The 24,736-nt window shown below is 65.8% G+C and carries 19 protein-coding genes and 7 pseudogenes; 17 read left to right on the forward strand and 9 right to left on the reverse strand.

Annotated features, from left to right (window positions below):
• The first annotated feature begins 30 nt into the window (after window positions 1-30).
• The 4 genes and pseudogenes from ACQPZA_RS23870 (at window position 31) to ACQPZA_RS23885 (ending at window position 1,564) form a co-directional block, all read left to right on the forward strand.
• Window positions 31-261 carry a hypothetical protein gene (locus tag ACQPZA_RS23870; RefSeq protein ID WP_433273932.1) on the forward strand — a complete coding sequence of 77 codons (231 nt, stop codon included), beginning with the start codon at window positions 31-33 and terminating at the stop codon, window positions 259-261.
• Window positions 249-389, forward strand: a pseudogene (locus ACQPZA_RS23875) (ATP-binding cassette domain-containing protein); the annotation flags it as partial. The gene ACQPZA_RS23870 and the pseudogene ACQPZA_RS23875, both read left to right, overlap by 13 nt.
• On the forward strand, window positions 389-913 hold the full coding sequence (locus ACQPZA_RS23880) for an ATP-binding cassette domain-containing protein (protein ID WP_433282961.1): 525 nt from the start codon (window positions 389-391) through the stop codon (window positions 911-913). The pseudogene ACQPZA_RS23875 and the gene ACQPZA_RS23880, both read left to right, overlap by 1 nt.
• A 303-nt stretch (window positions 914-1,216) precedes the next feature.
• The gene (locus tag ACQPZA_RS23885) at window positions 1,217-1,564 is read left to right on the forward strand and encodes a hypothetical protein (RefSeq protein WP_433273934.1); all 348 of its coding nucleotides are present in this window, start codon (window positions 1,217-1,219) and stop codon (window positions 1,562-1,564) included.
• Window positions 1,565-1,987: 423 nt separating this feature from the next.
• Here the strand turns inward: ACQPZA_RS23885 and ACQPZA_RS23890 are convergent, their stop codons facing one another.
• The 5 genes from ACQPZA_RS23890 to ACQPZA_RS23910 all read right to left on the reverse strand — a co-directional run bounded on the left by ACQPZA_RS23890 (window position 1,988) and on the right by ACQPZA_RS23910 (window position 8,974).
• The gene (locus ACQPZA_RS23890) at window positions 1,988-2,881 is read right to left on the reverse strand and encodes an MIP/aquaporin family protein (RefSeq protein ID WP_433273936.1); all 894 of its coding nucleotides are present in this window, start codon (window positions 2,879-2,881) and stop codon (window positions 1,988-1,990) included.
• A gap of 346 nt (window positions 2,882-3,227) precedes the next feature.
• Window positions 3,228-4,460 carry an MFS transporter gene (locus tag ACQPZA_RS23895; protein ID WP_433273938.1) on the reverse strand — a complete coding sequence of 411 codons (1,233 nt, stop codon included), beginning with the start codon at window positions 4,458-4,460 and terminating at the stop codon, window positions 3,228-3,230.
• Between the two features lie 136 nt (window positions 4,461-4,596).
• Window positions 4,597-6,210, reverse strand: a complete 1,614-nt coding sequence (locus ACQPZA_RS23900) for an MFS transporter (protein ID WP_433273940.1) — start codon at window positions 6,208-6,210, stop codon at window positions 4,597-4,599.
• Between the two features lie 93 nt (window positions 6,211-6,303).
• Window positions 6,304-6,966, reverse strand: a complete 663-nt coding sequence (locus ACQPZA_RS23905; RefSeq protein ID WP_433273942.1) for a hydrolase — start codon at window positions 6,964-6,966, stop codon at window positions 6,304-6,306.
• Window positions 6,967-7,081: 115 nt separating this feature from the next.
• The gene (locus tag ACQPZA_RS23910; RefSeq protein ID WP_433273944.1) at window positions 7,082-8,974 is read right to left on the reverse strand and encodes an amidohydrolase; all 1,893 of its coding nucleotides are present in this window, start codon (window positions 8,972-8,974) and stop codon (window positions 7,082-7,084) included.
• Window positions 8,975-10,276: 1,302 nt separating this feature from the next.
• Between ACQPZA_RS23910 and ACQPZA_RS23915 the strand changes: the two are divergent.
• From ACQPZA_RS23915 to ACQPZA_RS23945, 7 genes and pseudogenes are all read left to right on the forward strand, one after another.
• Window positions 10,277-10,396, forward strand: a pseudogene (locus tag ACQPZA_RS23915) (hypothetical protein); the annotation flags it as partial.
• Window positions 10,397-10,561: 165 nt separating this feature from the next.
• Window positions 10,562-10,786: a transposase gene (locus ACQPZA_RS23920; protein ID WP_433282963.1), complete on the forward strand. Its 225-nt coding sequence runs from the start codon at window positions 10,562-10,564 to the stop codon at window positions 10,784-10,786.
• Window positions 10,783-10,866: pseudogene (locus tag ACQPZA_RS23925) on the forward strand (hypothetical protein); the annotation flags it as partial. The gene ACQPZA_RS23920 and the pseudogene ACQPZA_RS23925, both read left to right, overlap by 4 nt.
• 175 nt (window positions 10,867-11,041) lie before the next feature.
• Window positions 11,042-11,203: a hypothetical protein gene (locus ACQPZA_RS23930; protein ID WP_433283168.1), complete on the forward strand. Its 162-nt coding sequence runs from the start codon at window positions 11,042-11,044 to the stop codon at window positions 11,201-11,203.
• 171 nt (window positions 11,204-11,374) lie between these two features.
• Window positions 11,375-11,737, forward strand: coding sequence for a transposase (locus ACQPZA_RS23935; RefSeq protein ID WP_433282965.1), 363 nt, complete (start codon window positions 11,375-11,377; stop codon window positions 11,735-11,737).
• Window positions 11,728-12,449, forward strand: a pseudogene (locus ACQPZA_RS23940) (IS256 family transposase); the annotation flags it as partial. The gene ACQPZA_RS23935 and the pseudogene ACQPZA_RS23940, both read left to right, overlap by 10 nt.
• Window positions 12,450-12,574: 125 nt before the next feature.
• On the forward strand, window positions 12,575-15,301 hold the full coding sequence (locus ACQPZA_RS23945; protein ID WP_433273946.1) for an ATP-binding protein: 2,727 nt from the start codon (window positions 12,575-12,577) through the stop codon (window positions 15,299-15,301).
• A 984-nt stretch (window positions 15,302-16,285) separates the two neighbouring features.
• Here ACQPZA_RS23945 and ACQPZA_RS23950 read toward each other — a convergent pair.
• Window positions 16,286-16,406 (reverse strand): annotated as a pseudogene (locus tag ACQPZA_RS23950) (transposase); the annotation flags it as partial.
• 948 nt (window positions 16,407-17,354) lie between these two features.
• On the opposite strand from ACQPZA_RS23950, the gene ACQPZA_RS23955 reads away from it, so the two are divergent.
• On the forward strand, window positions 17,355-18,263 hold the full coding sequence (locus tag ACQPZA_RS23955) for a LysR family transcriptional regulator (RefSeq protein ID WP_433273948.1): 909 nt from the start codon (window positions 17,355-17,357) through the stop codon (window positions 18,261-18,263).
• 224 nt (window positions 18,264-18,487) lie between these two features.
• On the opposite strand, the gene ACQPZA_RS23960 is transcribed toward ACQPZA_RS23955, so the two are convergent.
• Window positions 18,488-18,901 carry a hypothetical protein gene (locus ACQPZA_RS23960; protein ID WP_433273950.1) on the reverse strand — a complete coding sequence of 138 codons (414 nt, stop codon included), beginning with the start codon at window positions 18,899-18,901 and terminating at the stop codon, window positions 18,488-18,490.
• Window positions 18,902-19,581: 680 nt separating this feature from the next.
• On the opposite strand from ACQPZA_RS23960, the pseudogene ACQPZA_RS23965 reads away from it, so the two are divergent.
• A pseudogene (locus ACQPZA_RS23965) lies at window positions 19,582-19,701 on the forward strand (transposase); the annotation flags it as partial.
• An 89-nt stretch (window positions 19,702-19,790) separates the two neighbouring features.
• On the opposite strand, the pseudogene ACQPZA_RS23970 reads toward ACQPZA_RS23965, so the two are convergent.
• Window positions 19,791-20,664 (reverse strand): annotated as a pseudogene (locus ACQPZA_RS23970) (transposase); the annotation flags it as partial.
• A gap of 506 nt (window positions 20,665-21,170) precedes the next feature.
• Between ACQPZA_RS23970 and ACQPZA_RS23975 the strand changes: the two are divergent.
• Together ACQPZA_RS23975 and ACQPZA_RS23980 are read left to right on the forward strand one after the other, a co-directional pair.
• Window positions 21,171-21,515 carry a hypothetical protein gene (locus ACQPZA_RS23975; RefSeq protein ID WP_433273952.1) on the forward strand — a complete coding sequence of 115 codons (345 nt, stop codon included), beginning with the start codon at window positions 21,171-21,173 and terminating at the stop codon, window positions 21,513-21,515.
• Between the two features lie 186 nt (window positions 21,516-21,701).
• Window positions 21,702-22,220: a sigma-70 family RNA polymerase sigma factor gene (locus ACQPZA_RS23980; protein ID WP_433273954.1), complete on the forward strand. Its 519-nt coding sequence runs from the start codon at window positions 21,702-21,704 to the stop codon at window positions 22,218-22,220.
• A gap of 239 nt (window positions 22,221-22,459) precedes the next feature.
• Here ACQPZA_RS23980 and ACQPZA_RS23985 read toward each other — a convergent pair whose 3' ends face one another.
• Window positions 22,460-22,684, reverse strand: a complete 225-nt coding sequence (locus tag ACQPZA_RS23985; RefSeq protein WP_433273956.1) for a hypothetical protein — start codon at window positions 22,682-22,684, stop codon at window positions 22,460-22,462.
• Window positions 22,685-23,297: 613 nt separating this feature from the next.
• On the opposite strand from ACQPZA_RS23985, the gene ACQPZA_RS23990 reads away from it, so the two are divergent.
• Both ACQPZA_RS23990 and ACQPZA_RS23995 read left to right on the forward strand, forming a co-directional pair.
• Complete coding sequence (locus ACQPZA_RS23990) at window positions 23,298-24,188, forward strand: dioxygenase (RefSeq protein WP_433273958.1); 891 nt, start codon at window positions 23,298-23,300, stop codon at window positions 24,186-24,188.
• Between the two features lie 12 nt (window positions 24,189-24,200).
• Window positions 24,201-24,731, forward strand: a complete 531-nt coding sequence (locus tag ACQPZA_RS23995) for a carboxymuconolactone decarboxylase family protein (protein ID WP_433273960.1) — start codon at window positions 24,201-24,203, stop codon at window positions 24,729-24,731.
• The last annotated feature ends 5 nt before the right edge of the window (window positions 24,732-24,736 follow it).

Below are 24,736 nucleotides of genomic sequence, written 5' to 3' on the forward strand. Positions count from 1 at the left end.
CGGGCTGCCGGCGCTGCTGCCTTCGCCGACGTGGCAGACGCCGAGGCTGCCACGAGCAGGGCACAGTCTCGCGCGCGCCTGGCGACCGATCTCGCCGTCGCCGCGACGACGGTCGCGGTGCTGGCTGCGGCGCTGCTGGGTCCCGCCCCGGTCCCGCTCGCCAACGCCTCGCTCATCGCACTGCTGACCGCGCCACCCAACTCGCCGTCCCCGGCCCAGGAGCGCCGGTCGCCGCCGTCGAGCTCCTGGTGCGCGACCTGACGCTCGCGCCCGACGGCGCATCGACCGAGCGTCTGACGGCCCACTTCGCACCCGGACGCATGACGGTGGCGCACGGTCGGTCAGGCTCCGGCAAGACCACCCTGCTCCGCGCGCTGGCCGGTGAGCTCTGCGCCGATGGCGTGCAGATCGGCGGCGGCCACCCGCGCACTACCGGCCGGGCGAGATCCTCTTGGTACCGCACGACGACCACATCTTCAGCGGGACCGTCGCGACCAACCTACGACTCGCCGACCCCGACCTGCCGGACGAACAGATTCGGCGGCTGCTCGACACCATGTGCCTCACGGAACGCGGAATCGACGCCGACACCCCCGTGGGAGGCGGCCGCACAGTTTCCGGTGGCGAACACCGGCGCCTTTGCCTGGCCCGTGCAGTAGCGCGCCGCCCACACGTCCTGCTCCTCGACGAGCCGACCCAAGGCCTGGACGTCGCGACCGCCCAGCACGTCCTCTCCGGGCTGCGAGCGCTACTGCCCGACGCGACCGTCGTGGCCGCCATCCATGACCGCGAGGCGGCGGTCCTTGCCGACTTCGACGCCGACCGCCTGTCGCTCGACGCGCTCGGCCAACCAGTGCCGAAGGTGGCCTTGCCGACGCGACCTTGTCGTAGTTACAAGGAAAAGGAAGGTTGACGCTGACCCTCTGACGCGCACCGCCGCCTCGCAGGGATTACAAACGCGAACCGGCTGGGCGGACAACAGCGACATGACCCCAGACTGCAGACCGCACCGTCGTTGCCATCGCCATCACTGCTACGACCGGCATCACGGGTACCGCCACCGCGGCTCGGGCCAGCACAACGCAAGTGATCTCTACTACCGGTTCTCGGGGCTCGATAAGGCCCCGGTCGGATCGCTCGGCGTACGAGCGACGCCACCAAGCTCGTCCGCAGCGAAGCGCCGATCCCGGACCCGAGCGTCTATCAGCTGCCCTCCGTGACCATCCCCGTGGAACGCCCCGCGCATCTCACGGCCAGCTTCTACTGGCTCCGAACGATTTCGCAGGACGTTAAGGACGACGGTGTCGACCGTTTCCGGCCTACATACCTCCCTGCCGATGACGGCCACCACGAACCCAACGAGATCAGTCGTGCTACCAGAATGATCGAAATCAACCCGGTCACCAGCGGATCCGGCCGCCCGCTGACATCTCTTGTCAGCGCCGATCTCGTGGCCAGCGTTTTGACAGGCGCGGGCGCGGGGCAGCGCGAGCGTCGATGGCGGCGCATGGCGGATCAACTTCGGGGTGATGATCCACCACGACCACCATCCGACCGTCAATAGCGGGTAGAGGACGGGGTGACCGCCCCCGTGTGGCTCGCAGGTAGCTGATTCCTGGTGTGGACGCCATGGTTTCCAGCAGGGCAGCCTATTTGTGGCGTCGCTGGGTAGAGCACTGTTGACCCGTGCACTGTACGGATCATGGCAGTCTTTCAGGGCGATCTGGGAGGGGTCGTCGGCGCCGACCTCGACGCCGGCGTGGGACCCGACCACGCGCAGGCCGCAGCCGTAGATGGACCGGATCCTGATGAAGTCGTCGGCCCTAGTCAGGGGCCTTCCGGGCGTTCGCGTCGACTTTCGCCTCGGCCAGGGCGGGCCAGCCGAGCATAACGGCTGCTGGCATTACTGCCGTGCATCGATGACCCCGAGTCCCGGGGCCCGGCGGCCGATGACAGCCACCGCGCACACGCTTTCGCCGCGCCACCGTCACCCTTCCTGCGGGGAACCGTCCGGGTGGGAGCCGCACAGCCGGTGGGTGAGAACGGCGCGGTGTCTGGGCACCCAGTTGAGGGCGGCGGCAGCGACCGCCGCCCCCACCATGGGCGCGATCAGGTAGACCCATAGGAAGCTGAGCTGCCCGGAAATCACCGCAGGGCCGAACTGACGCGCCGGATTGACCGAGCCTCCCGTGGTGGTGCCCAACACCGTGATCGCCGCACCGATGAGGAACCCGACGAGCCACGGGACCAGGCGCGCCAGCTTCGGCCTTTGGAGGAAGAGCCCGACGACGTAGACGATGACCCCCATGCTGATGGCCTCGGCCACGAACAGCTCCCCAGCCGTCCAGTCGGCGCCGGGCTGCAACACGCAGTAGGCCACCGGCGGCTCCTCCACCACCGGGCCCCACAGGGCGCGGGCTGCGAGCACCCCGAGAAAGGATCCGACGAGTTGCGCCAGGATGTAGGGGACGACGGCTGCGCCGGGGAAGACGCCGAAGCGCCACATGGCGAGCGATACTGCGGGGTTGATATGCCCTCCTGAGATCTTGCCCGGCCTGCTGAGGATCAGTACCGCGAGGAAAAGCCCAACGCATGCACCGACGATCAGTAGCTGGACGTGGATCTGCGGGATCGCGTCGGAGACGAAGGAGGGTCCTATGACCCAACGCACAAACGTGGTTACGCCGAAGAGCAGCGCACATGTCAGGAGACCCTCTAGTGCGCTGTGCCTAGCGATCTCTGCCGGCTCGGGTGCCTGAGCCCGGGATTCGAGGCTTCCTGTCGATTCTGGCGTTTTGGCCATGTCGCGGTCCTTCTTGTCCGGATGAAGGACAATGTAAGTGGGTGGAGCGAATTGATCGAAGTGACGGTCGGCCACCACAGCGCAGTTACATCGATCACCGAGAACAACCTTCGCCTTATTCGTGGATCAGCTGCCGCGACTGACCGGCACTTCGCCGCCTCCCTGAACGATTGGCGATCGTCCTCGGCTCGTAACCTGCGATGGGCTTGTCACTGCCCGCGTAACCCCTGAGATCGGGGACGATGAAGCGGTATCGGGTTCCGAGTTCCTCGATCAGCGGCAAGAACTCACGATGCGTTCTGCGGTCGGCCGTGCATTCCGAATACCACAGGACCTTCACAGCCCACGATGTAGCGCAGGTCACCCCGTTGACGCCTGTGCGTTCGCTGATGTAGTCAGGCATTGCATTGCATATACCCCTTCTTCATCTGGACGCCCTCCTAGACGCGATTATCGCGACTTCGCAGGTCGCTGGGCAGTTCGGCGGCACCGCTAACCCTGGCTTACGAGCTCTCACGGCATTGAGGGCAAGTGCACCCACCGCCAGCAGTACGACCACGCCGATTACGATCGATGTCGCTCCGGTCAGGCCGAACGGCCCGGTCAGGGCACCGATGGCGAGGACGGGTACCGCCAGCCCGGCCTGGGCTGCAATAAAGTACGACGCGACGGATTCTGCGTGGCTCTCGTGCGGCACGGCACGGCTCAGCTGACCGAGCCCTCCGAGGAAACCGAGCCCGGCGCCGAGGCCACCGATTACCGTACCGACTGCGAATATCGAAATGACCTCGGTCAGGAACCCCGCGAGCACCAGGCCGAGGGAGACGATCAGCAGCGCCAGGCCCCACAAAATCAACCGCCGTGGGGCCCTGCTGCGGAAAGCCAGCTGCGCCGCGACGCCGACCTCGAAGAGGATGAATGTTGCTAGTCCGGCGACCACAAGGTTCGTCACTCCGAGGGAGTCGCGGATGAACCGTGGGGTGAGGCTGGAGAACAGTCCGAGGAGGGTGAAGGTGGGGAAAACGGCAACCGCCGAGCGCCAGTAGAGCGCGCGCGCCTCGCGTGGCACTCCGACCCGAGGGGTCCAGATGATTTTGCGATCGGGTTGGCGCTGGTTGGTCTCAGGCAGGAGCAGGGTCAGCAGGGTCACGGCCACGACGATGATGAGGAAGACGACGAAGACGAGTCGCGTCGGGGCCGCGAGGTACTGCGCGAACAGGCCCGCGACGAGTGCGCCCAAGCCGAGGCCGCCCATGTTCGCCGCCGTGGAGACCGTCGAGGGAATTGCCTTGTCGTTGCCCTCGTAGACCTCGGCAAGGGCGGCCGTGGCAGCCGAGGTGATCAAGCCGACGCCCACGCCGCTCAGGAACCGGGCGGCCAATAACATGGCTACGTCGGTGGCAAAGACAAAGAGCAGAGTGGACGCGATGGTTACGAGCAGTGCGGCGAGGGCCAACGGCTTGCGTCCGACCTGGTCGGAAAGACCTCCGAAGAAGACCAGCGCCAGCAGAGTGCCGAAAACGTAGATCGCAAAAACCCAGGTGATGGTCGCGGTTCCGAACCCGATGTCTTCGCCCCAGAGGGTGTACAGCGGGATCGGCAGGGTGCCACCCGTCGTTAGGAGCGCGAAGGTTGCCGCGATGACGACGAATGCCACCCGGGGACCTAGGCGTGAAACGCTGGCCACGCCGATATTCCCAGAACTGCGGACCATGTCAGGCGCTCACATTCGATCGAGAGGATCGTGGAGGGACGGGGCACGGGAGCGGCATCGACACCGCGGCTGTGCTTCGTCATGACCGCGCACCCCGCGCCGGAAGATAGTGTGTGACCTCGAAGGTGAACTCGGGATTCAACAGGGACCGGGCTTGCTGCTCCAGGGCCCGGTCGTGGCCGGTGAGCCGTCCACCGTGCTGTCGCAGGTGTTCATCCCAGGACGCCGTCATGTAGACCTCCAGATAGACCTCTGGGTTGGCCCCGTCTTGGTAGAGGTCCCACTGCAGCGCACCGGTGCGCAGCCGGGAGAGTCGGACCGCGTCCATCGCCTGGATGAAGGCGTCGGTGCGATCGGCCGGGACGTGGTAGCTGATGGTGACGAGCACCGGCCCGTCGGTCTTCGACGTGTCCAGCAGCATGACGGGTTCTGGCCAGTGCGGTGAAGGCGACCGGTCGAGCGCGGTGTCGGCGACGGCGAGTCGCCCTCCGACCAGCGAACCGATCGCCAGCAGCACTGCGGCGATCAGGAGGGTGTTCTGCAGGCTGATCACGTTAGTGATCACACCCCAGATGGCCGAACCGATCGCCGTACCACCTTGGAAGATCGTCAGATAGATCGCCAAGGCTCGCGCCCGGACCCATGCGGGCGCTGTCACCTGCATCTGAGAGTTGAGCGTGGACAGCACGGCGAGCCAGGCGACCCCGGAGAGGACGAGGACCACTCCGGCGAGCCATGGGATGTGCAGAACGGCGAGCACGGCCATGGCCCCTGCAAAGATGAGGGTTCCGATCGCCAGCGCGGCATTGCTCGACAAGCGAGCGCGTAGCCGCGGCAACAGCAATGCTCCCAGGACCGCTCCGATCCCCACCGCCCCAAGGAGCACGCCGTACCCGGCTGCGTGCAGTCCCAGCTGTTGTTGCGCGACGACAGGCAGTAGGGCCCACAGGGCGGCAGCGGCCGGTACGAACAGCAATGCCCGGCCCAGTACCCGGCGGATCCGGGGCGCGTTGCGTACGTAGCGGTACCCGGCCCCGAGTGCCGGGAGTGCCCGCTCGGCCCCCAAGGGGTCGGGCGCGACGCCGCGGTGCCAGGAAACAAGCGCGGCCACTGTGGCCAGGAAGGACACGGCGTTGATCGCGAACACCGCAGCAGAGCCCGCCAGCGCCACCACCACGCCGCCGAGGGCCGGACCGACGGCCCGAGCGAGATTCATGCTCACCGCGCCGAGAGCAGCGGCGGCCGGGATCTGCTCGCGCGGCACCAGATCGGGCTGGATGGCTTGCCAAGCCGGGCTCATCAGTGCGCTGCCGCAGCCGAGCACGAAGGTGAGAAGCAGGACCGCGTAGGCATCGATGTGTCCCAGCGCTGTCAGGACGAACAGCAGCCCAGCGGCCCCGAACATTAGGAATTGGCTGAACAGGAGTTGCCGACGACGGTCGACGATGTCGGCCAAGACCCCGGCGGGGATGCCGAGCAGCAGCACCGGCAAGCTGGCCGCCGTCTGGACCAGCGCGATCAAGGCCACCGATCCCATCTGCTCGGTGATCAACCACTGGGCGCCGACCGTCTGCATCCAGCCGCCGATGTTGGACACGAACTGAGCCAGCCACAGGGCCCGGAACACCCGCAGGTGCAGCGGCTGCCACGCCGATCCGGCCACCGTCGTCCCGACGCCTTCAAGTCTGTTCATCTGCTCTCACCTTGCAGAGTGCTGGCTTTGGCAAGCCGGGTACAGCGGTGCCCGATGTGGCGGTTGCGTATCGGGCACCGCTGACCATGGGTGTCAACCAACTGCAGCCTCGCTGATCATGGAATGGGCGTAGGCCACTCCCTGCCCGTAGGCGCCCGCGTGCGCCATGACGACATCCATCACGCCCTCATAGGTCTCAGCACGTGCCCAGTCGCGCTGCCACTCGAGCATCGTGGTCAGCCACGTCGAGGGCACGACACCGTGCTGTGTCATACGCCGGATGGCGTTCGCGTGGGCAGCCGCCGACACACCACCGCAGGCATCAGTAGGCACATACACCTGGTAACCCTGGTCCGTGGCCGACAGGGCGGCGGTCGAGATGCACACCTCGGTCCAGAGGCCGGCCATCACGATCCTGGAGCGACCGGTCGCCTTGACGGCATCGACCACTCTGGGGTCCTCCCAGGCGTTCATCGTGGTCCGGTCGATGACCTCGTCACCAGGGAAGACATCGAGCAGCGGGCGCAGCATGGGGCCGGAGAAGGTCTTGGCTGCGACCGAGGTCAATATGACTGGCACGTTGAAGATCTTGGCGGCCTTGCCGAGGCCCAGGGCAGAGTTGATGATCTCGCCCCGGTCGGCGTTGGTGGTGCCGAAGAACATTTGCGGCTGGTAGTCGATCAATACCAGCACACTCTCCTGCGGACTGAGGAGTGACGTGGCGGGGAGAGCCTGGACGTCATTGATGTTCACCATGATGCCTTACCTTTCACTGATCGGAATCTTGAATGATGTCGGCGGCGCCGCCGCGGGGCCGCCATTTCCGTATTCCTGCGGGGTCAGTGGTTCGGGTCGGTGACCAAACCACCGATCACAGGACGAAGCAGGAATCGAAGATCTCGGAGACGGGGCCGCGGTCCTCGGCAAACCCTCGGGTGACCCGCCACTGGCGGTGCTCCTCGGACTCGGCGGCAGCGTCGAGGAGCGCCTGCGCCTGGCGGACTCCCGAAGGTGTGCTGGGCGCGATCGTCCGGTGGTACCCGCCGTAGTAGGCGACCGGACTCCAGGACGGGTCCGGCGCAGGCAAAGGGGCGGCAAGACCCTCGAACTCGCCCGCGGAATACACGATTCGCCCGCCGACGACGGTTAGCACCGACTCGATGTGCGAGATGTCCTCCTCGGGAACCGAGAAGAAGTCCTCCGAAAGCACCGCCAGATCAGCGTAGTAGCCCTCCTTGAGGATCCCCTTGACATCCCCCTCACCGCTGAGCTCGGCGCCGGCCACGGTGTACATGTGCAACGCCGTCTCCCGGTCGACCCGGTTGTCCGGCGACGCCAGCAGACGGCCACCGATGGTGCGGCCACGGACCAGCCACTCCAGGGACAGCCAGGGGTTGTAGCTGGACACCCGGGTGGCATCGGTGCCGGCACCGACCAACAAGCCCCGGTTCAGCATCTGGCGGATCGGCGGCGCAGTGGCGGCGCGAGCGGCCCCGTAGCGATCGCAGAAGGCACTGCCCTGGAACATCATCCGGTTCTGGATAGAAAGCGCACCGCCCATCGCCGCTATCCGGTCGAGACTGGCCTCGGACACCGTCTCGGCGTGGTCGAACCACCACGTCACCCCGCGCGGGAAGCCGCCGTCCGCGCTCACCTTGTCGAACACATCAAGGTTGGCGCGGATGGTCTCCTCGTAGGTGGCGTGCAGGCGGAAGCCCCAGCCGTGGTCCAGCAGCAGACGCACCGCCGCCTCGAGGTCGCTGTCCGCCTTTTCGGGCCGGAACGGCCTGGGCTCGGTGAAATTCTCGAAATCCGCAGGCGACCAGGCCAGATTCTCCCCGGCGCCGTTCAGCTTCAACCACTCGTCACCATCGCCCGGCCGCACCATGCCGATCCACCGTCTCAGGTCCTCCAACTCCTGACCCGGGGTCTGCGGGAACAGGTTGTAGGAGATGCGCATCGTCAGCAGGCCCTGCTCAGCAAGCTTCATCACCGCCGCGTAGTTCTCGGGAAAGTTCTGGAAGCCGCCGCCGGCGTCCATCGCACTGGTCAAACCAAGACGGTTGAGCTCCAGCAGGAAGTGTCGGGTCGAACCGATCTGCTCCTCATCCGACAGCTTCGGCCCCATGCCGAGGGTCGCGTACAGCAATCCGGCGGCCGGGGCGGCCAGCAGCATGCCGGTGGGCTCCCCCGAGTGGTCCCGGACGATCTGGCCGCCCGGGGGCGCCACGGTCTCTTTGGTGTAGCCGACCGCCCGGAGCGCGGCCCGATTGAGAATGGCCGACTGGTACAGGTGCAGCACGAAGACGGGGGTGTCCGGGGCGGCAGCATTCAGCTCCGAGACCGTGGGCAGGCGCCGCTCGGCGAACTGCTCGCCGGTCCATCCACCCACCACCCGCACCCACTGGCCCTGCGGCGTGCGGCTGGCCTGCTCCCGCAGCATCCACAATGCGGTGCGCAAAGAAGGGACTCCGTCCCAGCGCAGTTCGAGAAGATAGTTCACGCCACCGCGGATCACATGCAGGTGAGAGTCGTTGAGACCGGGGATGATCCGCCGGTTCAGCGCGTCAACAACCCGGGTCCCGGCACCCACACAGGAAGCTGTGTCCTCGTCATCGCCGATGGCGACGATCCGGCCGTCGCGGACCGCGAGGGCCGTGGCAGCCGGCCGAGCAGCGTCCCCGGTGTACACGCGACCATTGCGGATGACCAAATGCGCAGGTTTAGAGGCGTCGGGATCAGGATTGATACCACCGACCGGCATTGCGTTAATCATGTGAACACTCCGTCGCAGCGGGCCGAGGCAGCAACGACTGCCCCGACCATATTTTCGGTCAAATCGGCTGGGCCTGTTCAAATCGGTCCGGGGTGGGCATCCGTGTTGTCGTACGGGCGGGCGCACCACTTCCCGGCCGCCCGCCGCACAAGGAAGAGAGAAGTGGACCGAGCACTCGATCTAACTTCTTGAAAGTCAAACCCCAATCGCAAAGTGGGAGGTGCCGGCAGTGCCGGTCAACACCCGGCACGGAGTCCGCAGCTGATGGACCTCTCGCTACCGGCGCACACCCTGTTATAGGAGCGGCAGCACCAACACCTGACCTAACCGTTGCACCAGCTAGGTCAGCAGCCGCTGCCGCAGGTGGCCGCGCGGGTTGTTCCTCGTGCTCTCCCGACAGCCACCGTAAAGCGCGCATGACGCTGCTCGGCTACCAGTCCGAGCGCGATCGAGTTACTGCAGTCAGCAGCAGATCCGGGGCTGGACACAGATGTTACTCCAGCAGGACTTACAATTACTGGTATCCTTCCAGGATGAGTGGGTTCAATCGCGACTCAGCGCCTCGACCGAATTGCCTAGAGCGAAGCCGTGTTGACTCGCCATTTCCACTGTTGGTCAGACTCGGCAATGACCTGTCGAACAGGTTGGCCCGACGGAGCTTGGCGGCTCGCTTCGACTGTGGCCCGATAGCCGCCGATAGCGAGCAACCGTGCACTGGTGGTCTGAACTCGGGCTTTCCTCATCAAGACGCTCGCACTCTGCGGTGGCGTCGGCGATGCGTCGTCCGACGACAGTGAGAACTGGCTCGAGGTTTCGAATGTCGACTTGGGCTCGCCGGCAAGGGTGACGCCGAATGCAATGTAAGAGAAACCGGAAATACACCGCACAGTACCTGGAGGCGACCGATCACTTCGTACGTCATGCAGCAGGAACCTCCATGTCGTTGCGCTTCGCGTAGCAGACCCACGGCTCACTACGTAGAGCGAATGAAGACGAATGATCGTATGCGTCAATATTAGAAACCCATCAGCGATACGTCAATAGCTGGCGCAAAGGCAGATCTATCTTATTCTGATGAACGATTTATCGCCTCGCGCAATCAAATCAGAAACTTCAGGCCAGGTAGGGAGTTCTCAACTCTACGGAAACCGCCTGAATCCCACCTGCAACGGACACGACGCTCGCCTTGCCGCGATCTTCAGCCGCTGTTGCCGCATCTCGTTTCGATAGTCATCGAGACCGTCACCGACTGCGGCGCCGGGATGATCGTGGACGCACGTTTGCGTGCTGGTGAGGCGGCGTGTCCGCGCTGCGGTAGGGCCTCAAGACCGGGCGCACAGCCGGTATCGGCGGCTGTTGCGCGATGTCTCGATCGGTGGCCGGCCGGTGCAGCTGCGGCTGCTGGTGCGCAGGTTCTTCTGCGTCAACCCCGGGTGCAGCTCCTACGTTTGCCGAGCAGCCTGCAGAGTCGACCGCGCCGCGGTCGCGGCACACCTCGTTGCTGCGTCGGACGCTGGTCGCGATTGCCACGGCGCTCGCCGGGCGAGCCGGCGCGCGGCTTCTGGCTGGCTTTGCATGCCGACCAGTAGAGACACGCTTCTGCGGCTGCTGCGCGGGCTTCCCAGTCCGCCGATCGGGGAACTCGTGGCGCTTGGGGTCGACGACTTCGCGCTGCGGCGTGGCCACGTCTACGGCACCGTTGTGGTCGACGTAACCACCGGTCGCCCGGTCGATCTGCTGCCTGACCGGGAGACGGCGACGTTCGCCAGCTGGCTGCGCGAACATCCTGGGGTGAGGTGATCTGCTGGGATCGGACCAGCGGCTACGTCGAGGCGGCCCGGCAGGGAGCGCCGGGCGCGGTGCAGGTCGTTGATCGCTGGCACCTGTGGCGCAACCTGGGTCAAGCAGTGGAGAAAACGGTCAATACCCGCCGAGCACACCTCGCCGTCGCTGCCCCCGCGAGCACGACCGCCGCGCCGCCGCTCGTCCGGTCCGTTGTGGAGAAGGAGATCGTCACTCGGACGCGGGAGCACTACGCCGCGGTGCACGAGCTCTATGGCAAGGATGTCAAAGGCGGCGATCGGCCGGCGGCTGGGCCTGCACCCGGCCACGGTCCGCAAGTTCGCCCCCGCCGACTCGGTCGGGAAGCTGATCGCCCAGACCGAACAGCGCGCCCACCTGGTCGACGACTACGTCGAGTACCTGCACAGGCAGTGAAACGAGGGCGAACGCAACGCCACCGGGCTGTTCCGGGAGATCAGCCAGCTCGGCTACCCCGGCGGTGAGCTGCCCGTCCAGCGCTACCTGCGGCGGTGCCGCGCCGGGCGAGGACATGCCCCGCGTCCTGGGCCGAAGCCGCCAACCGTGCGTGAGGTCACCGGCTGGATCATGACTCACCCGAACCGGCTCGCGCCCACTGATGCCGACCGGCTGCATGACATCCGGGAACGAGACGCCGAGCTGGACCGGCTCACCGCCCACATTCGGGGCTTCGCGACCATGATGACCGGCCGGCACGGCGAGGACCTCGAGCAGTGGATCACCGACGTCGAACAAGACACGCTGGCGCCGCTGGCCTCCTTCGCCCGCAACCTGCGCCGCGACCAGGACGCTGTCCAGGCCGGGCTGATCCTCGAACCCAGCTCCGGTCGGGTCGAGGGCACCGTCGACAAGCTCAAAATGTTGAAGCGCCAGATGTTCGGCCGCGCCAGCTTGGACCTCCTGCGCACCCGAGTCCTGCACGCCCGCTGAGAGTCGAACGGCCCTCGGATCACGTCAAGTGCGCCAGAACCAAGATTCGTGACGGGAAATTGCCAACCGGCCCATCTACGTGGCACTCGCGGTCACCTGCGAGGGCCGCCGCGACAGCCTCGGCCTGTGGGCCGGGGAGGCCGGGCGGTGACCGGCGCCCCGGGCAGGGAGGGCGCGAAGTGGTCGCACGTGCTCACCGAGATCAAGAACCGGGGCGTCGGTGACGTGCTCATGGTCGTCTACGACGGCCTCACGGGCCTGCCGGACGCCATCTGCACGGTATGGCTGCAGGATCACCCAAACCTGCGTGGTGCACCTGCTGCGCAACTCGTTCCGCTACGCCGGTCGCCAGCATCGCGAAGGCGCTGCGCCCGGTCTACACCGCACCGACCGAGCCCGCGGCGATGGAGCGGTTCCTGGAGTTCTGCGAGGCCTGGGGCGAGCGCTACCCGGCGATCGTTCAGCTGTGGGAGAACGCGTGGGCCGAGTTCGTGCCCTTCCTCGCGTTCGACGTGGAGATCCGCAAGATCATCTGCACGACCAGCGCCATCGAGTCGGTCAACTCGCGCATCCGCCGGGCGGTCTAGGCCCGCGGGCACTTCCCGAACGAGCAAGCGGCGTTCAAGTGCGTCTACATGGCGATCATGAGTCTCGATCCGACCGCGACGGTCAACGCCGCTGGTCGATGCGCTGGAAACCGACACTCAACGCCTGTCCGCCGGACGCCGGTAGATCAACCAACCTCAGCTACACCGGAAAGTTGACAGGCCCGATCGAGGGGCGCGGATACTTTCTGGGTGGGTCGATGGAGACCTCGATGGATGGTGGTGTTGTCAGTTGTTTCTGGACCGGCGCAGCGAGCGTGCGGTGCTCGAGCGGCTACTCGACGCTGTTCGGGTGGGCGAAAGCCGGGCACTGGTGGTGCATGGTGAGCCTGGCGTGGGCAAGACGGCGTTGTTGGAGGACTTGGTCTACCAGGTGCCGGGATGCCGGGTGGTGCGCGTCACGGGTGTCCAGTCCGAGATGGAGCTGGCCTTCGCCGGGCTGTATCAGCTGTGCGCACCGATGCTCGACCGGCTCGAGAGCCTGCCCGCCCACCAGCGCGACGCGCTGGGCACAGCATTAGGGCTCAGCGCCGGCAACCCTCCGGATGGCTTCCTGGTCGGTCTGGCCGTGCTCAGTCTGGTAGCCGAAGCGGCACGGGAGCAGCCACTCATCTGCATAGTGGATGATGCGTACTGGGTTGATCGCGTCTCCAGGCAGGCGCTGGCGTTCATTGCCCGCCGCCTGGCAGCCGAGTCGGTTGCGTTGATCTTCGCGGTACGTGAGCCCAACGACGTGCCGGAGCTGATGGGCCTGCCGAGGCTGATGGTCGGGGGTCTGCCCGACGATGATGCGCGGACGCTGCTGGGCTCGGCGCTTCACGGACCGGTGGACGAGCGGGTGTTCGACCGGATCGTCGCTGAGACACGGGGCAACCCATTGGCGCTGGAGGAGCTGCCTCGGGGGTGGACGCCCGCGGAGCTGGCGGGCGGTTTTGGGCTGCCGGACGCGCTTCCACTGCCGGGTCGAATCGAGGAGAGTTTCCGGCGGCGGCTGGCGCTGCTGCCGGCAGGGACGCAGCGGCTGTTGCTGGTCGCCGCGGTGGAGCCGCTCGGAGATCCGGTGCTGCTGTGGCGCGCGGCCGAGCGGCTCGGCATCGGGGTCGAGGCGGCGGCGCCAGCGGCCGCGGCCGGGCTGCTCAAGATCGGTGCCCGGGTACGGTTTCGCCACCCGCTGGCGTGCTCGGCGGTCTACCGGGCGGCGTCGCCGGAGGAACGTCGCAGCGCGCACCGTGCGCTGGCGGAGGCCACCGACCCCGAGGCCGATGCCGATCGCCGCGCCTGGCACAACGCCCAGGCAGCGCCCGGGCCCGACGAGGACGTCGCCGGAGAACTCGAGCGATCGGCTGGGCGCGCGCAGGCGCGTGGGGGCCTGGCGGCGGCCTGCGCCTTCCTGAGGCGAGCGACCGAACTGACGCCCGATTCGGTGCGCCGGGCGGTGCGGGCGCTGACGGCGGCCCAGGCCGCGCACCAGGCCGGCGCACCCGATGCTGCCCTGAGACTGCTGTCCCTCGCGGAGGCAGGCCCGCTGGACGAACTCCAGCGCGCCCGGCTGGAACTGCTGCGCGCCCAGATCGCCTTTGCCGTCCGCCGTGGCAGCGAGGTTCCCCCGCTGCTGCTCAAGGCAGCCAAACAGCTCGAGCCGCTCGACGTGAGACTGGCCCGCGAAACATACCTCGACGCCTTGTCGGCAGCGATATTCGCCGGCTGTTTGGCCAGCGGCGGCGGTGTGCTGGAGGCGGCGCAGGCCGCACGTGCCGCGCCCCCGTCGCCGCAGCCCCCACACGCGCCCGACCTCCTCCTGGATGGCTTGGCCGTGCTGTTCACACAGGGCTACCCGGCTGCGACGCCGCTGCTGAAGCGGGCGCTGAGCGCCTTCCGCAGCCAGGACATCTCCATGGAGCAGGGCTTCCGCTGGCTCTGGCTCGTCGGCGGCACCGCCATATACCTGTGGGACTACGAGACCTGGGAGGTGCTCTCCACTCGCTACGTCCAGCCCGCCCGTGATGCCGGCGCGCTTACCGTGCTCCCTCTCGCCCTGACCTGCCGCATCTTCGTGCACATATTCGCTGGCGAGTTGACCGAGGCCGCGTCACTGGTGAAGGAGATGGAGGCGGTCACCGAGGCGACCGGGATCCATCTCCCGCTCTACGGTGCCCTGGCGCTGGCGGCTCACCAGGGCCGCGAAATCGACGCTACCGAACTGATCGAGGCCACCATCGAGGAGGTGGTATCCCGGGGCGAGGGAATGGGGATGGCCGTCACTGGGTGGGCGAAAGCGCTGCTCTACAACAGCCTCGGCCGGTATGAGGACGCGCTTGCCGCGGCCGAGCAGGCTGTCGGCGAGCAACCGCTGAAGATGGGAGCGTCAGCCTGGGCACTGGCCGAGCTCATCGAGGCGGCAACCCGCAGCGAAACGGCCGAGGCCGAGGCTGCTGCCAACGCCCTATATCAGCTCACAGAAACGACCCGCGCGAGTGGAACCGAGTGGGCATTAGGAATCCAGGCCCGCTCACACGCACTACTGAGCCACGGCCCAGCCGCCGAGAGCGCCTATCGCGAGGCGATCGACCGCCTCGGCCGCACCTTCATCCGAGTGGAGCTCGCCCGTGCCCACCTAATCTATGGCGAATGGCTGCGCCGCGAGAACCGCAGGCTGGATGCGCGCGAACAGCTACGCAGCGCGCACGAGATGTTCACGGCAATGGGTATGGGGGCATTCGCCCAGCGCGCCGCTCGGGAACTGCGCGCCACCGGCGAAACCGCCCGCAAACGCACCAGCGTCGACCTCAACCGCGAACTCACCGCCCAGGAGGCCGAGATCGCGCGGCTCGTCCGCGAGGGCCTCTCCAACGCCGAGATCGCAGCCCGGCTCTTCATCAGCCCACGCACCGTCGAGTGGCACCTGAGCAAGATCTTCAGCAAGCTTCATATCAGCTCACGCAAGCAGCTTCACCGTTGAACCCTCCGATCAGATACCCCACCGCCTCGACGCCGTGGGCACGTAGCACAGTCGCCGGTCCGATCCCGCAGAGCGTCAGTAAACGCGGCGAGCCGAACGCACCGGCGCACAACAGCACGTCGCCGGCCGATCTTGCCGTTCACAGTTCACCATCGGATGCACTCCGGTGCAGCGGTTACCGGGATACACCATCCGCCGGACCAGCGCATCGAGCCGCCCCCGCTGCTATCGGCAACCGCGGATGGGCACCTGCTGAGCCGATGCCGCTGAGGTGTTCACCGCGCCCGAAGCGCGCAAGTCGGACCAGTCGCCGACACGATGGGCCTCCGAGCAGCACCGGCGACGGTGACGCCGAGCAGCGGCATGCAAGCCACGGGGTCGGCCAACCGGGTTGCGCGGTCAACGCCGCCACGGACACCGACGCTGCCCAGGAGTCCCCCGTTGATCTCACCAGCCACGGCCGAGGCCAGAGATGGCGTATTCGGCGGGCGCTCAGCAACCAGCGTCGGTGCCGTTCACGCCGCCAGGCGACGGCCAGTGTGTGGTGAGCTCGCCGAGGGAGACGGTGTGCTGGCGGGCATCGCAGAGGACGAACGAAGCATCGAGCGGACAAGTTGAATCCGGCGGCAGAAGGCGACAGGGCCCGTCGTTGCCCAGACCGTGGATAGCGACGAGCGCAACCACGAGGTTTTGAACCCCTGCGCCGGTAGCCCGAATGTAGGGCCGGATCGTCAACGAGACGCGGGGCCACCCCCTGGCGCTGGTCAGACCGATCGTTCACCGGTCCGCGGAGCGCCGAGCCCAGCAGCGCCCGCACGGCATCGTCGAGCAGACCTTCGAACCCCATGCGACGGGGGACGAACGCCAGTCGGCGCAGCGGGGACTCCGCGGAGCTGGTGTAATAAGATCGAGAGGCGTAATCAGCGCCTCGGTTGTCGTGCTCGACTCGCCGTCGGCCGAGGCCCATGTAGCGGCGGCCTCAGTCCACTCGGCGCTTTGCCCGGCCAGCACCGCGCCCGACCAGTCGGATCAACGGGTCACGGCCGGGGAAGATCCCGACCACGTCGATGCGGCGTCGGATTTCCTTGTTCAGCCGTTCCTGCAGACTGTTGCTCCCAGATCTCACGCGTATAGGCAGTCAATGCCAGCAGCTCGGCCCGGCCGCCTCAAAGTGCTCGGCCGCCGCCTGCGGCGGCATGCCCCCGGCCTCATCGGCGCCGCCCCCGGCGGGGGGCAGGTGACCGAGCACGTGCGTAGCCACCGATGGCCCGTGCCGGGCCAGGGTCTACCCCGGGCGTGACCGGGCGCGTTCCCGATCGATAGTGCCTACGAAGTCGCCCCGTACGGGCCGCGGCCCCCAATGCCCAGGCCGAGCTCGCACCCACCCGCACGAAGGAAGGAGCATGCACGCTATGCCGACCACCAAGGGCCGCTGAGCGCTACTGAGCTGAGGCCTGTGTGAGGGACTCACGGTCGCCGTACTCACCCTCTGCGGCATGGCGCTCAAAAAACGGCACACCTCGGTTCTCCCAGCCGCTAGGCGACGGAGCCTCCGACGAAACGACTTTCGACTACGCGTCGAGAGCTCGCCATCTTCTTTACCGACGCTTAACGCGCCCACGGCGTGCCCTCGGTTCCAGGGTCGAGGTCGGTGTCTCCAACGGGACGAACTGTTATCCGCGGCGCTCCTGCACCGTCGCATCGGTTCGACCGGCGCCGATCGTGCTGGCCGTGATGGCGCCCTTCACCAAGGGACCCGGACCCATCGACCTCACCGGCGAACGAATCACAGCGCTGTCAGGACCCTGTCCTCCCAAACATGCCGCCGGCTTGTCGTGACCGAGGCGACGCTGAAGCCCACGGAATTCCCCACGACGGATACCACGCCATGCCCATATGTACTACCGGAACTTTCAAGAAACGGTGCGCCCCGAGCGCTACTCCTTTTCAGCTCTGGCCGGGTTGACCTAGCGCGCTGACGGTCACCATGGACGCAGTACCGAAGGCGAACCGGCCAACATCTCCACGTCGCTCACAACGCAACTGAGGAAAAATGGAGCTCAAGCAACTCCAGTACGTAATTGCACTGGCTGAGACCTCTAGTTTCACCAAGGCAGCGAAACGTTGCTTCACTGCGCAGTCCGCACTAAGCCAACAGATCGCCCGTCTCGAGGACGAGCTCGGTACCCGATTGTTCGACCGCACAACACGCAACGTGCGAATCACAGAAGAAGGCCACGTCGTCCTCATGCGAGCAAGACAGATCGTCGACGACGTGACCCGCATACGCTCCGAGATCGAGTCCCTAAGCGGACTTCACCGCGGGCGGCTCCGGGTCGGGGCGACCCAGACAGCGGCTCGAATATTGGACCTGGTCCATTTCTTCGGTAGTTTTCATAACGCACATCCAGGCATCCACTTGCTCTCTTGCTGCGGTTCCGGACACGAACTTGTTCAGAAAATCTCTGACGCACAGCTCGATATCGCACTCGCCGCGCGAACCCTCGAGCCCTGCCCCACGAATGTCGTATTCCGCCAGCTGGGCCCTGAAGAGCCGTTGGTCGCGGTGACGTCCGCGCGGCATCCCCTCGCCCACCGTGAGCAGACCAGCCTGGCCGAACTCGCCGCGTCCGGCCCGTTCATCGAGTTCCGCGCCGGCACCGAGCTGCGCAAGCGAGTGGACGAGGCATTTCGAATCGCACAGGTCAGCCGGGAGATAACGGTCGAACTCGGACAGATCAAGGACATGATCCGTTTCGTCGCTCATGGTGAAGGCACAGCGATCGTGCCCCGGGCCTTCACCCGCCCCCTCGGAGGGGAGCCGGCACCCGGGGTGCGGACGCTTCCCCTGATGAACCAAGACCTCGCAATCACGATGGGGGCGTACCTGCGCAGGATTGACCACTCAGCGGCGGCCAGTGCATTCTTGAAGCAGATCACGACCCAACGTACCGATATGTGAAGAGCACGGCTGATGATCGCGCCATTCCTCTCCAACACAGGAATCGGACAGCTTGCGAAGAACAAGGCCGGGCCCAGCCAGTACCAGGTCCGCGATTACCGAGCTGGTATGCGCGCGCCACTGTCATCCTGGCACTCGCCTGCCTGACCAGCACCATAAGGTGGTCGTGGTCTGCTAGGACGCTAGGACCGACGAAGTGGGGTTTGATCGAGTCAGGTTCGGTGTCAGGCGGCGAAATCGGCCTGTTGGGTGAGTTCGTCAAGGGCGTGCTGATAGTTGCGAGCAGCGGCGCGGAGCGTCGATGGTGCGGGCGGGTCGGAATCGGTGAGCTGGGCGAGGCCGGGCCGCAGCAGCTCGGTGTCGTTGTGCTTGATCAGCGTGGCGTGGTGCAGCCCAGAGTCGGTGAGCTGGTAGCGGTGGCTGCGGGGAACGCGGATGTTGTGTCCGTGGACGCGAAGCCGGCGCAGGTCGTAGCAGACCTGCCCGCACTGATGTGGTCGGCGTCCTTGCCGAGCAGACCGGCGAGTAGGGCGCGGAGGTCGCGGTTGCGGAACCCGTTCGCGCCGATCGAAAATGAGGCTGACTCGTTCGGGTCGGCCGGGGTCCAGGTTGTCCCGGATGGCCTGTTCGAAGAACACCCACCCGGACGCGGGACGGTCCAGCACTTGGGGCAGGGAGAATTCCGCCTGCAGGATCGAGCACTCATAGCGGTAGCCCGGCGCGGTCGGCGTCGGTGAACGGGGTCGGCAGGATCGCCAACCACTTCTCCAACAGCGCCTGGATCTGGGCCGGGCCGAGACCATCGCAGACGGCCTACAGAGCGGTCGGGTCTGCGCAGGTCGCGTAGCCGTTGTCCAGCGCAGTGAACGCGATGCCGGCCTTGCCGGCCTGGCGTTTGGTCCACTCGTGGCCGTTGAGGCCAGCCGTGCGTTGTAGAGGAAATAGGAGCAGAACAGAACTTGAGGAAGGACGGCCCGAAGTCGGCGTCGACGGCGTAGACGTAGAAAAGTGGTTGCCACGGCGGTGGAGCGCACGATCCACGGGTAGGCCGCACCCATCGGCTGGCCGAGGGCCTTAGGTCCGGTGGCGGCCTTCGGCATCGAGGGCACTGGCAGCTGGGGCGCCAACCTCACCCGCTACTTGCGTCGCCACGAATACCTCGGGCTCGAGGTCAACCGCCCCGACCGCGCCATCCGCCGACGTCGGGGCAAGCCCGACCCTCTCGACGCCGAGGCCGATGCAGACGCAGTGCTCGCCGGTTCAGCCACGTCCATCCCGAAAGCCGGTGACGGCCACGTCGAGATGATCCGCACCCTCGCTGCTCATCGCCGTCGGCGACAACCCCGACCAGCTCCGCAGCGAGTCCGCCTTCGCGCACCTCTGCGGCGTCGCACCCGTCCCCGCCAGCTCCGGAAAGACCATCCGCTACCGGCTCAACCGTGCTGGCGACGGCAGGCGGGGTACGCCCTCTACATCCTGGCCGTCACTCGCATGGCCTGGGATGCCCGAACACCCGCCTACATCGCCCGGCGGACCTCGGAGGGCAAGACCAAGAAAGAGATCATCCGTTGCCTCAACGCCACGGTGCCCACCGTCGGCGTCGACCGCGCCCGCCCAGACGGTCCTCGGGATGGCGGCAATGGCGGCGCGCTCGCGGGCGGTGATCGCCCAACCAACCGAGAACTCGCAGCTCACCCCGCATTCTCGCTGGGTGCAGATGTGGGCGGGGAAGCCCTTCGTGCAGCCCGCCGTGTCAGCGCGCATAAGAATGTCGGTGCCGTGCCGTGCCGGTGCGCGTCGCGGATCTGCGCCAACGCCTGGTCGAGCACGGTGACGTGGTCGGCGGCGGTGTTCCCTCCGGCGTTGCCGCGGCGCAGCATCCCTGCGAGGGCCTCGGCGGCGATGTCACAGAACGCGGCGAGAGGGTGGCAGCCGAAGGTCCCCTTGAACGTGGGCGCGGCCTGTTCCTTCTCCGAGTGGCAGACCACGATCGAGACGTCGACGTCGATGACCAGCACGTCCAGATCGCGACCGGCGACCCGGGCGGGCGGGAACGCCCTCCCGTGGTTCTCAGCGTGCTGGGCCCACACGACCTCCCGCGCTCTGGCCGCACCCCCGCCACCTGCGCAAGGGCGGTGTCGTCGAGTCGGTCGAGCAGCCGCCAGCAGGTCGAGTCCGAGGCAATCTGCCAGAACAACCCAGCCTGATCCGCCAGGACGGCGATCTCGGAGATCGTCGTCGCGCCATCGGCGACAGCGACGGCGAGATCCACCGATACCCGGCCCGGGGCATGGCGGGCACGCGGGCGGCGCAACCCGTCCAATACCTCGGTGAGCTCGCCGGTCAGCGTGGTTCGGTCCACGACATCGGCCAGCAGCCGCGATCCGACATGCGCGACCACCTGATGTTACGGACCGTATCGCGCAGGAAAGGTGGACGCGGGACACCGGAGCGCTCGACTTATCGCCGTACATGCTTAATCCCGCACAACTACACGATTACTGAGCACTGTCCGATTTATTGACCTCAGACATTGCCGCCCGTAGACTGTCTACAGCTACACAAGCTAGGGATGTTCGCTTCGAGGAGCTTGACCCTGGCAAGGACCTGCCAGGTGTTGCAATCCAGACAAATGGCCTCGGTTGCGCATTCCAGGTGGTGACGTGAGTCGCGGACCTGTCGAACGAGACCCTACCCGATCGGAACGTGGTCGCCGCGGACGGACTGCCGAGTGATGACGCCAACCCATGTCTCAAGCTGACTGATCCAGGACGAGTCGACCGAGGTGGCCTGAAAGTCCACGTGCCGGTTCATGTCCAGCCATCCTGTACCTCGCAGCTGGTGTAGATGGGCAGGTTGTCCAGCACCACATGGTCTCTTGTCGGCGTGCGGCTTGACCGTCCTCGTATGAAACGCGAGAAATCCGGAATTGAACTTCAGCGGCAGGCATCGGCTGGCTATGATCCGAGGCTGGACCTGCGTCTTCTCATCCACCGGAAGAACAGCTACCCCACCGGGCGGATCGAGGCACAGGGTAACCACGCTGGCGACCTTTACGGCGAACTCGGGATCCCGGCTAACCTTGAACGCGCCCTGCCTATGCGGGCGCAGTCGCTTCTCGCGCCGCAGGATGCCACACAGTTATGCGAGTGCGACGCGCCGTCAGTACGTTACGTCAGTCGTCCGGCCTGCCATCACGAACCGCAACCCGATCGGCTGGAATCAGCAGCACTTATGCTGACCGAGTCCTGACCCATCGCCCGCCACATGGACACATGACTGCTCGAGGGCTGCGATCCCGCCACGGGCGTCCATGTGACAGCTTGGCCCGCATCCGACCACACCTCAGGAGGAACTAATGCAGCGATACCTGCGCCTACCGCACCGTCACGACCGCAGTGTTGCAATGTCCGCTAAGGATGAGGACTGGATTTGACCATGTTGCCGTCCGAGGAAACAGCGGAGATCCGCATCCATGCGCTGTACCACGACATGGCCGAACCACTGTTCCGCTTCGCCGTGAAGTTGACCGGTGACCGCGATCGAGCAGAGGAAGTCGTCCAAGAGACACTCGTACGGGCCTGGCGCCAAGCCGGCCACCTCGACCTCGACTCCGATCGCATGCGGGGCTGGCTGTTCACCGTAGCCCGCAACCTCATCACCGACCTGCGGCGCTCGGACAGGGCGCGACCGATCACGATATCCGACGAACGCAGCCTCAGCGCCGCATCCGTAGCTGACGGCGTCGAACAGGCAGTGCAAGGCTGGGCCCTCACCGAGGCCCTACACCAGCTCACACATAAACATCGCGTCGTCCTGGAAGCTGTCTACTACGAGGACAGAACAATCGCCGACGCCGCACAGCGCCTCGGCCTGCCGTTCGGAACCGTGAAGTCACGCAGGCATTACGCATTGCGGGCACTGCGCCACGTACTGGAAGAAGTCGAAGCGGTCTGACGTAAGCAGGGTTTCCTCAGCGGTGCACCGTAAAAGATGTTCCCCACGCCGCCCTGTGCGAGAAATGCTTGTCGGCCACGGTTCGGGCCGCCAACAAGTACTGCGGACCGGCACCAGGCGGGCTCTGCAACGGTTCGCGGAGACTGGGTCTGGCACGGTTAGCGTGAGTTGGCTGAGCGAGATCAGTCGGCAAGCAGGATGCGTTTGTAAAGCAGGTCATGCTTTGGGCGGCCGTACATCTATTGATTGATCATCTCCAGGCGGTCGACGTGACCCTCGACCGGGCCGCTGTTGCCGGGCAGGGTCAGTCCGGCGGTGACAGCGTCTTGGTCTCGGCGAAGACCGATGACGAGGGAGTGCATTGCCGGTCGGTCGCCGTCGGCGACCGTGGCGATCCAGAGCTCGAGTTCGTGGCCGCGCAGCTCGCACATCATGGTGGCAAATGCCTGGACGTGTGTGGCCACGCAGCCATTCGGGGGCTGGCGGCCAGACTGCGTCGACGTTGCGCTGATTGGCTCGTTCCAGGTTGGCCGGGTCGCTCATGATTCAGCCAGTGACACGGCGCACCGAGGACGGCTTGGACGGCTTGCGCACAGCTGATGCAGCCCGGCGAAGGCCGGGGGATGTTTGCGGGAGGCGACACGAAGAGGTTACCCGGTGAACGAATCACCCGACAGCCAGACCGACGTGTCAACAATCTCGTTCAGGCGACGACTTATCACCATTCTTGATGGAATTCATCGTACTTCAAGATTAATGCTGCATCGTCACACCAGGTGACTGTCGGAGCGGCCGGATCGGAGATGGCGGCGCCCAATTCGGCAGAAGGTGGGGTAGTGACCACGGCACCACGTCTACAACCTTGTTCTGTTTGCATTGTGCTTGGCGTCACTACTGTCTGCGGGACTACCTCAGCTATTCTGAGGCAGTCCCGCAGCGTCCGCATGATCAATGGGACGGGTCACGCTGAACGCGAAGCCACACGTGTGCCGTTTATAGTTTGGCGCACGGGCCGACTGAACACCGAGAAAGGTGCAATCAAGCATGCTGAACGGCTCGACAGCCCAAGGAGAGGTCATGTCGATCGACTTGACTGAGAGTTCGATCACCGCTGCGGTGCAGAAGACTTTCGACGGCAGCAAGAATGCGCGCACCAAGGAGGTGTTCACCTCTCTGGTCCAGCACCTGCACGACTTCACTCGCGAGGTGAGGCTCACCGGCGACGAGTGGTTCACCGCGATGGACTTCCTGGTCCGGGTCGGCAAGATCAGCAGTGACACTCGCCAGGAGTACGTGCTGCTGTCCGACATCCTCGGGATCAGCGTGCTGGTTGACCTGATCAACCACGAGGACTCCAAGGGATCTTCAGTGACTGATTCAACGCTACTCGGCCCGTTCTACGTCGAGGGCCGCCCTGCAGCGAACAATGGCGACGACATCTCGGGGGGCGTCGATGGCATACCAATGTTCTTCACCAGCAGAGTCGTCGACACGCACGGCAACCCGATCGCCGGCGCGCACGTCGATACCTGGCATAGCGACGGCAAAGGATTCTACGACGTGCAGCAGGCGGAAAAGTTGCACAACCACCTCGCCATGCGTGCGCTCCTGACCACCGATGAGGATGGCCGCTTCTGGTACCGCTCGATCGCCCCGCGGTACTACCCGGTACCCACAGACGGCCCGTGCGGGGAGATCTTGCGAGCCGCCGACCGCTCCCCCATGCGGCCGGAGCACATCCACTTCTGGTTCCAAGCCGAAGGGTACGATTCACTGATTACCATGCTGTTCCGAGCTGACGATCCATACCTCACGTCCGACGCAGTGTTCGGCGCAAAGCGCGCCCTGGTCGCTGACTTTATCGAACACGAGGCCGGCGAAGCTGCGCCCGACGGGACGGCCGTCGACGAGCCATTTCAGACTGTCGAATGGACCTTCGTTCTCAACCCGGCTTCAACCGCGGAGTAGGGGCAACGAACGGTGTCTCGCATCCCGCTCAAACCAATCGAGCAGATACCAGAGGCGGCCCGGGATTTCACGGTCCGCCGAGGTGACCTCAACGTTTTCCGCCTGCTAGCAAATGCCCCCCGGGTGTTCGATGGCTGGACAAGGATGACCGACGAGCTCCTCAACAGTCCGACCTTCTCTCTCCGCATGCGGGAACTGGTCATCCTTCGTGTTGCATACCTGCAGAACTCGGCTTACGAAATAGCCCAGCATGTCGATGTCGCGCGCCGGGCCGGTATCGCCGATCGGGAGATTGAAGCCCTCGCCGACGATGACCTGCCGGACGCAGGGTTCGACGCTACCGAGCTCGCCGTTCTGACACTCATCACGGAGCTGTGCACCACGAAGCATCTGACTGAGAACACGTTCTCGGCGGTCGAGACAATCCTAGGGACAAACGCCATCACCGAACTACTCATGATCGTCAGCCTCTACTTCGGACTAGCCCTGGTTCTCAATGCGGCGGACCTGGAAATCGACAGTAATTCCCACCTGCAGGTATGAGCGAG

The sequence above is a fragment of the Pseudonocardia xinjiangensis genome (assembly GCF_050948425.1).
GTDB lineage: Bacteria > Actinomycetota > Actinomycetes > Mycobacteriales > Pseudonocardiaceae > Pseudonocardia > Pseudonocardia xinjiangensis.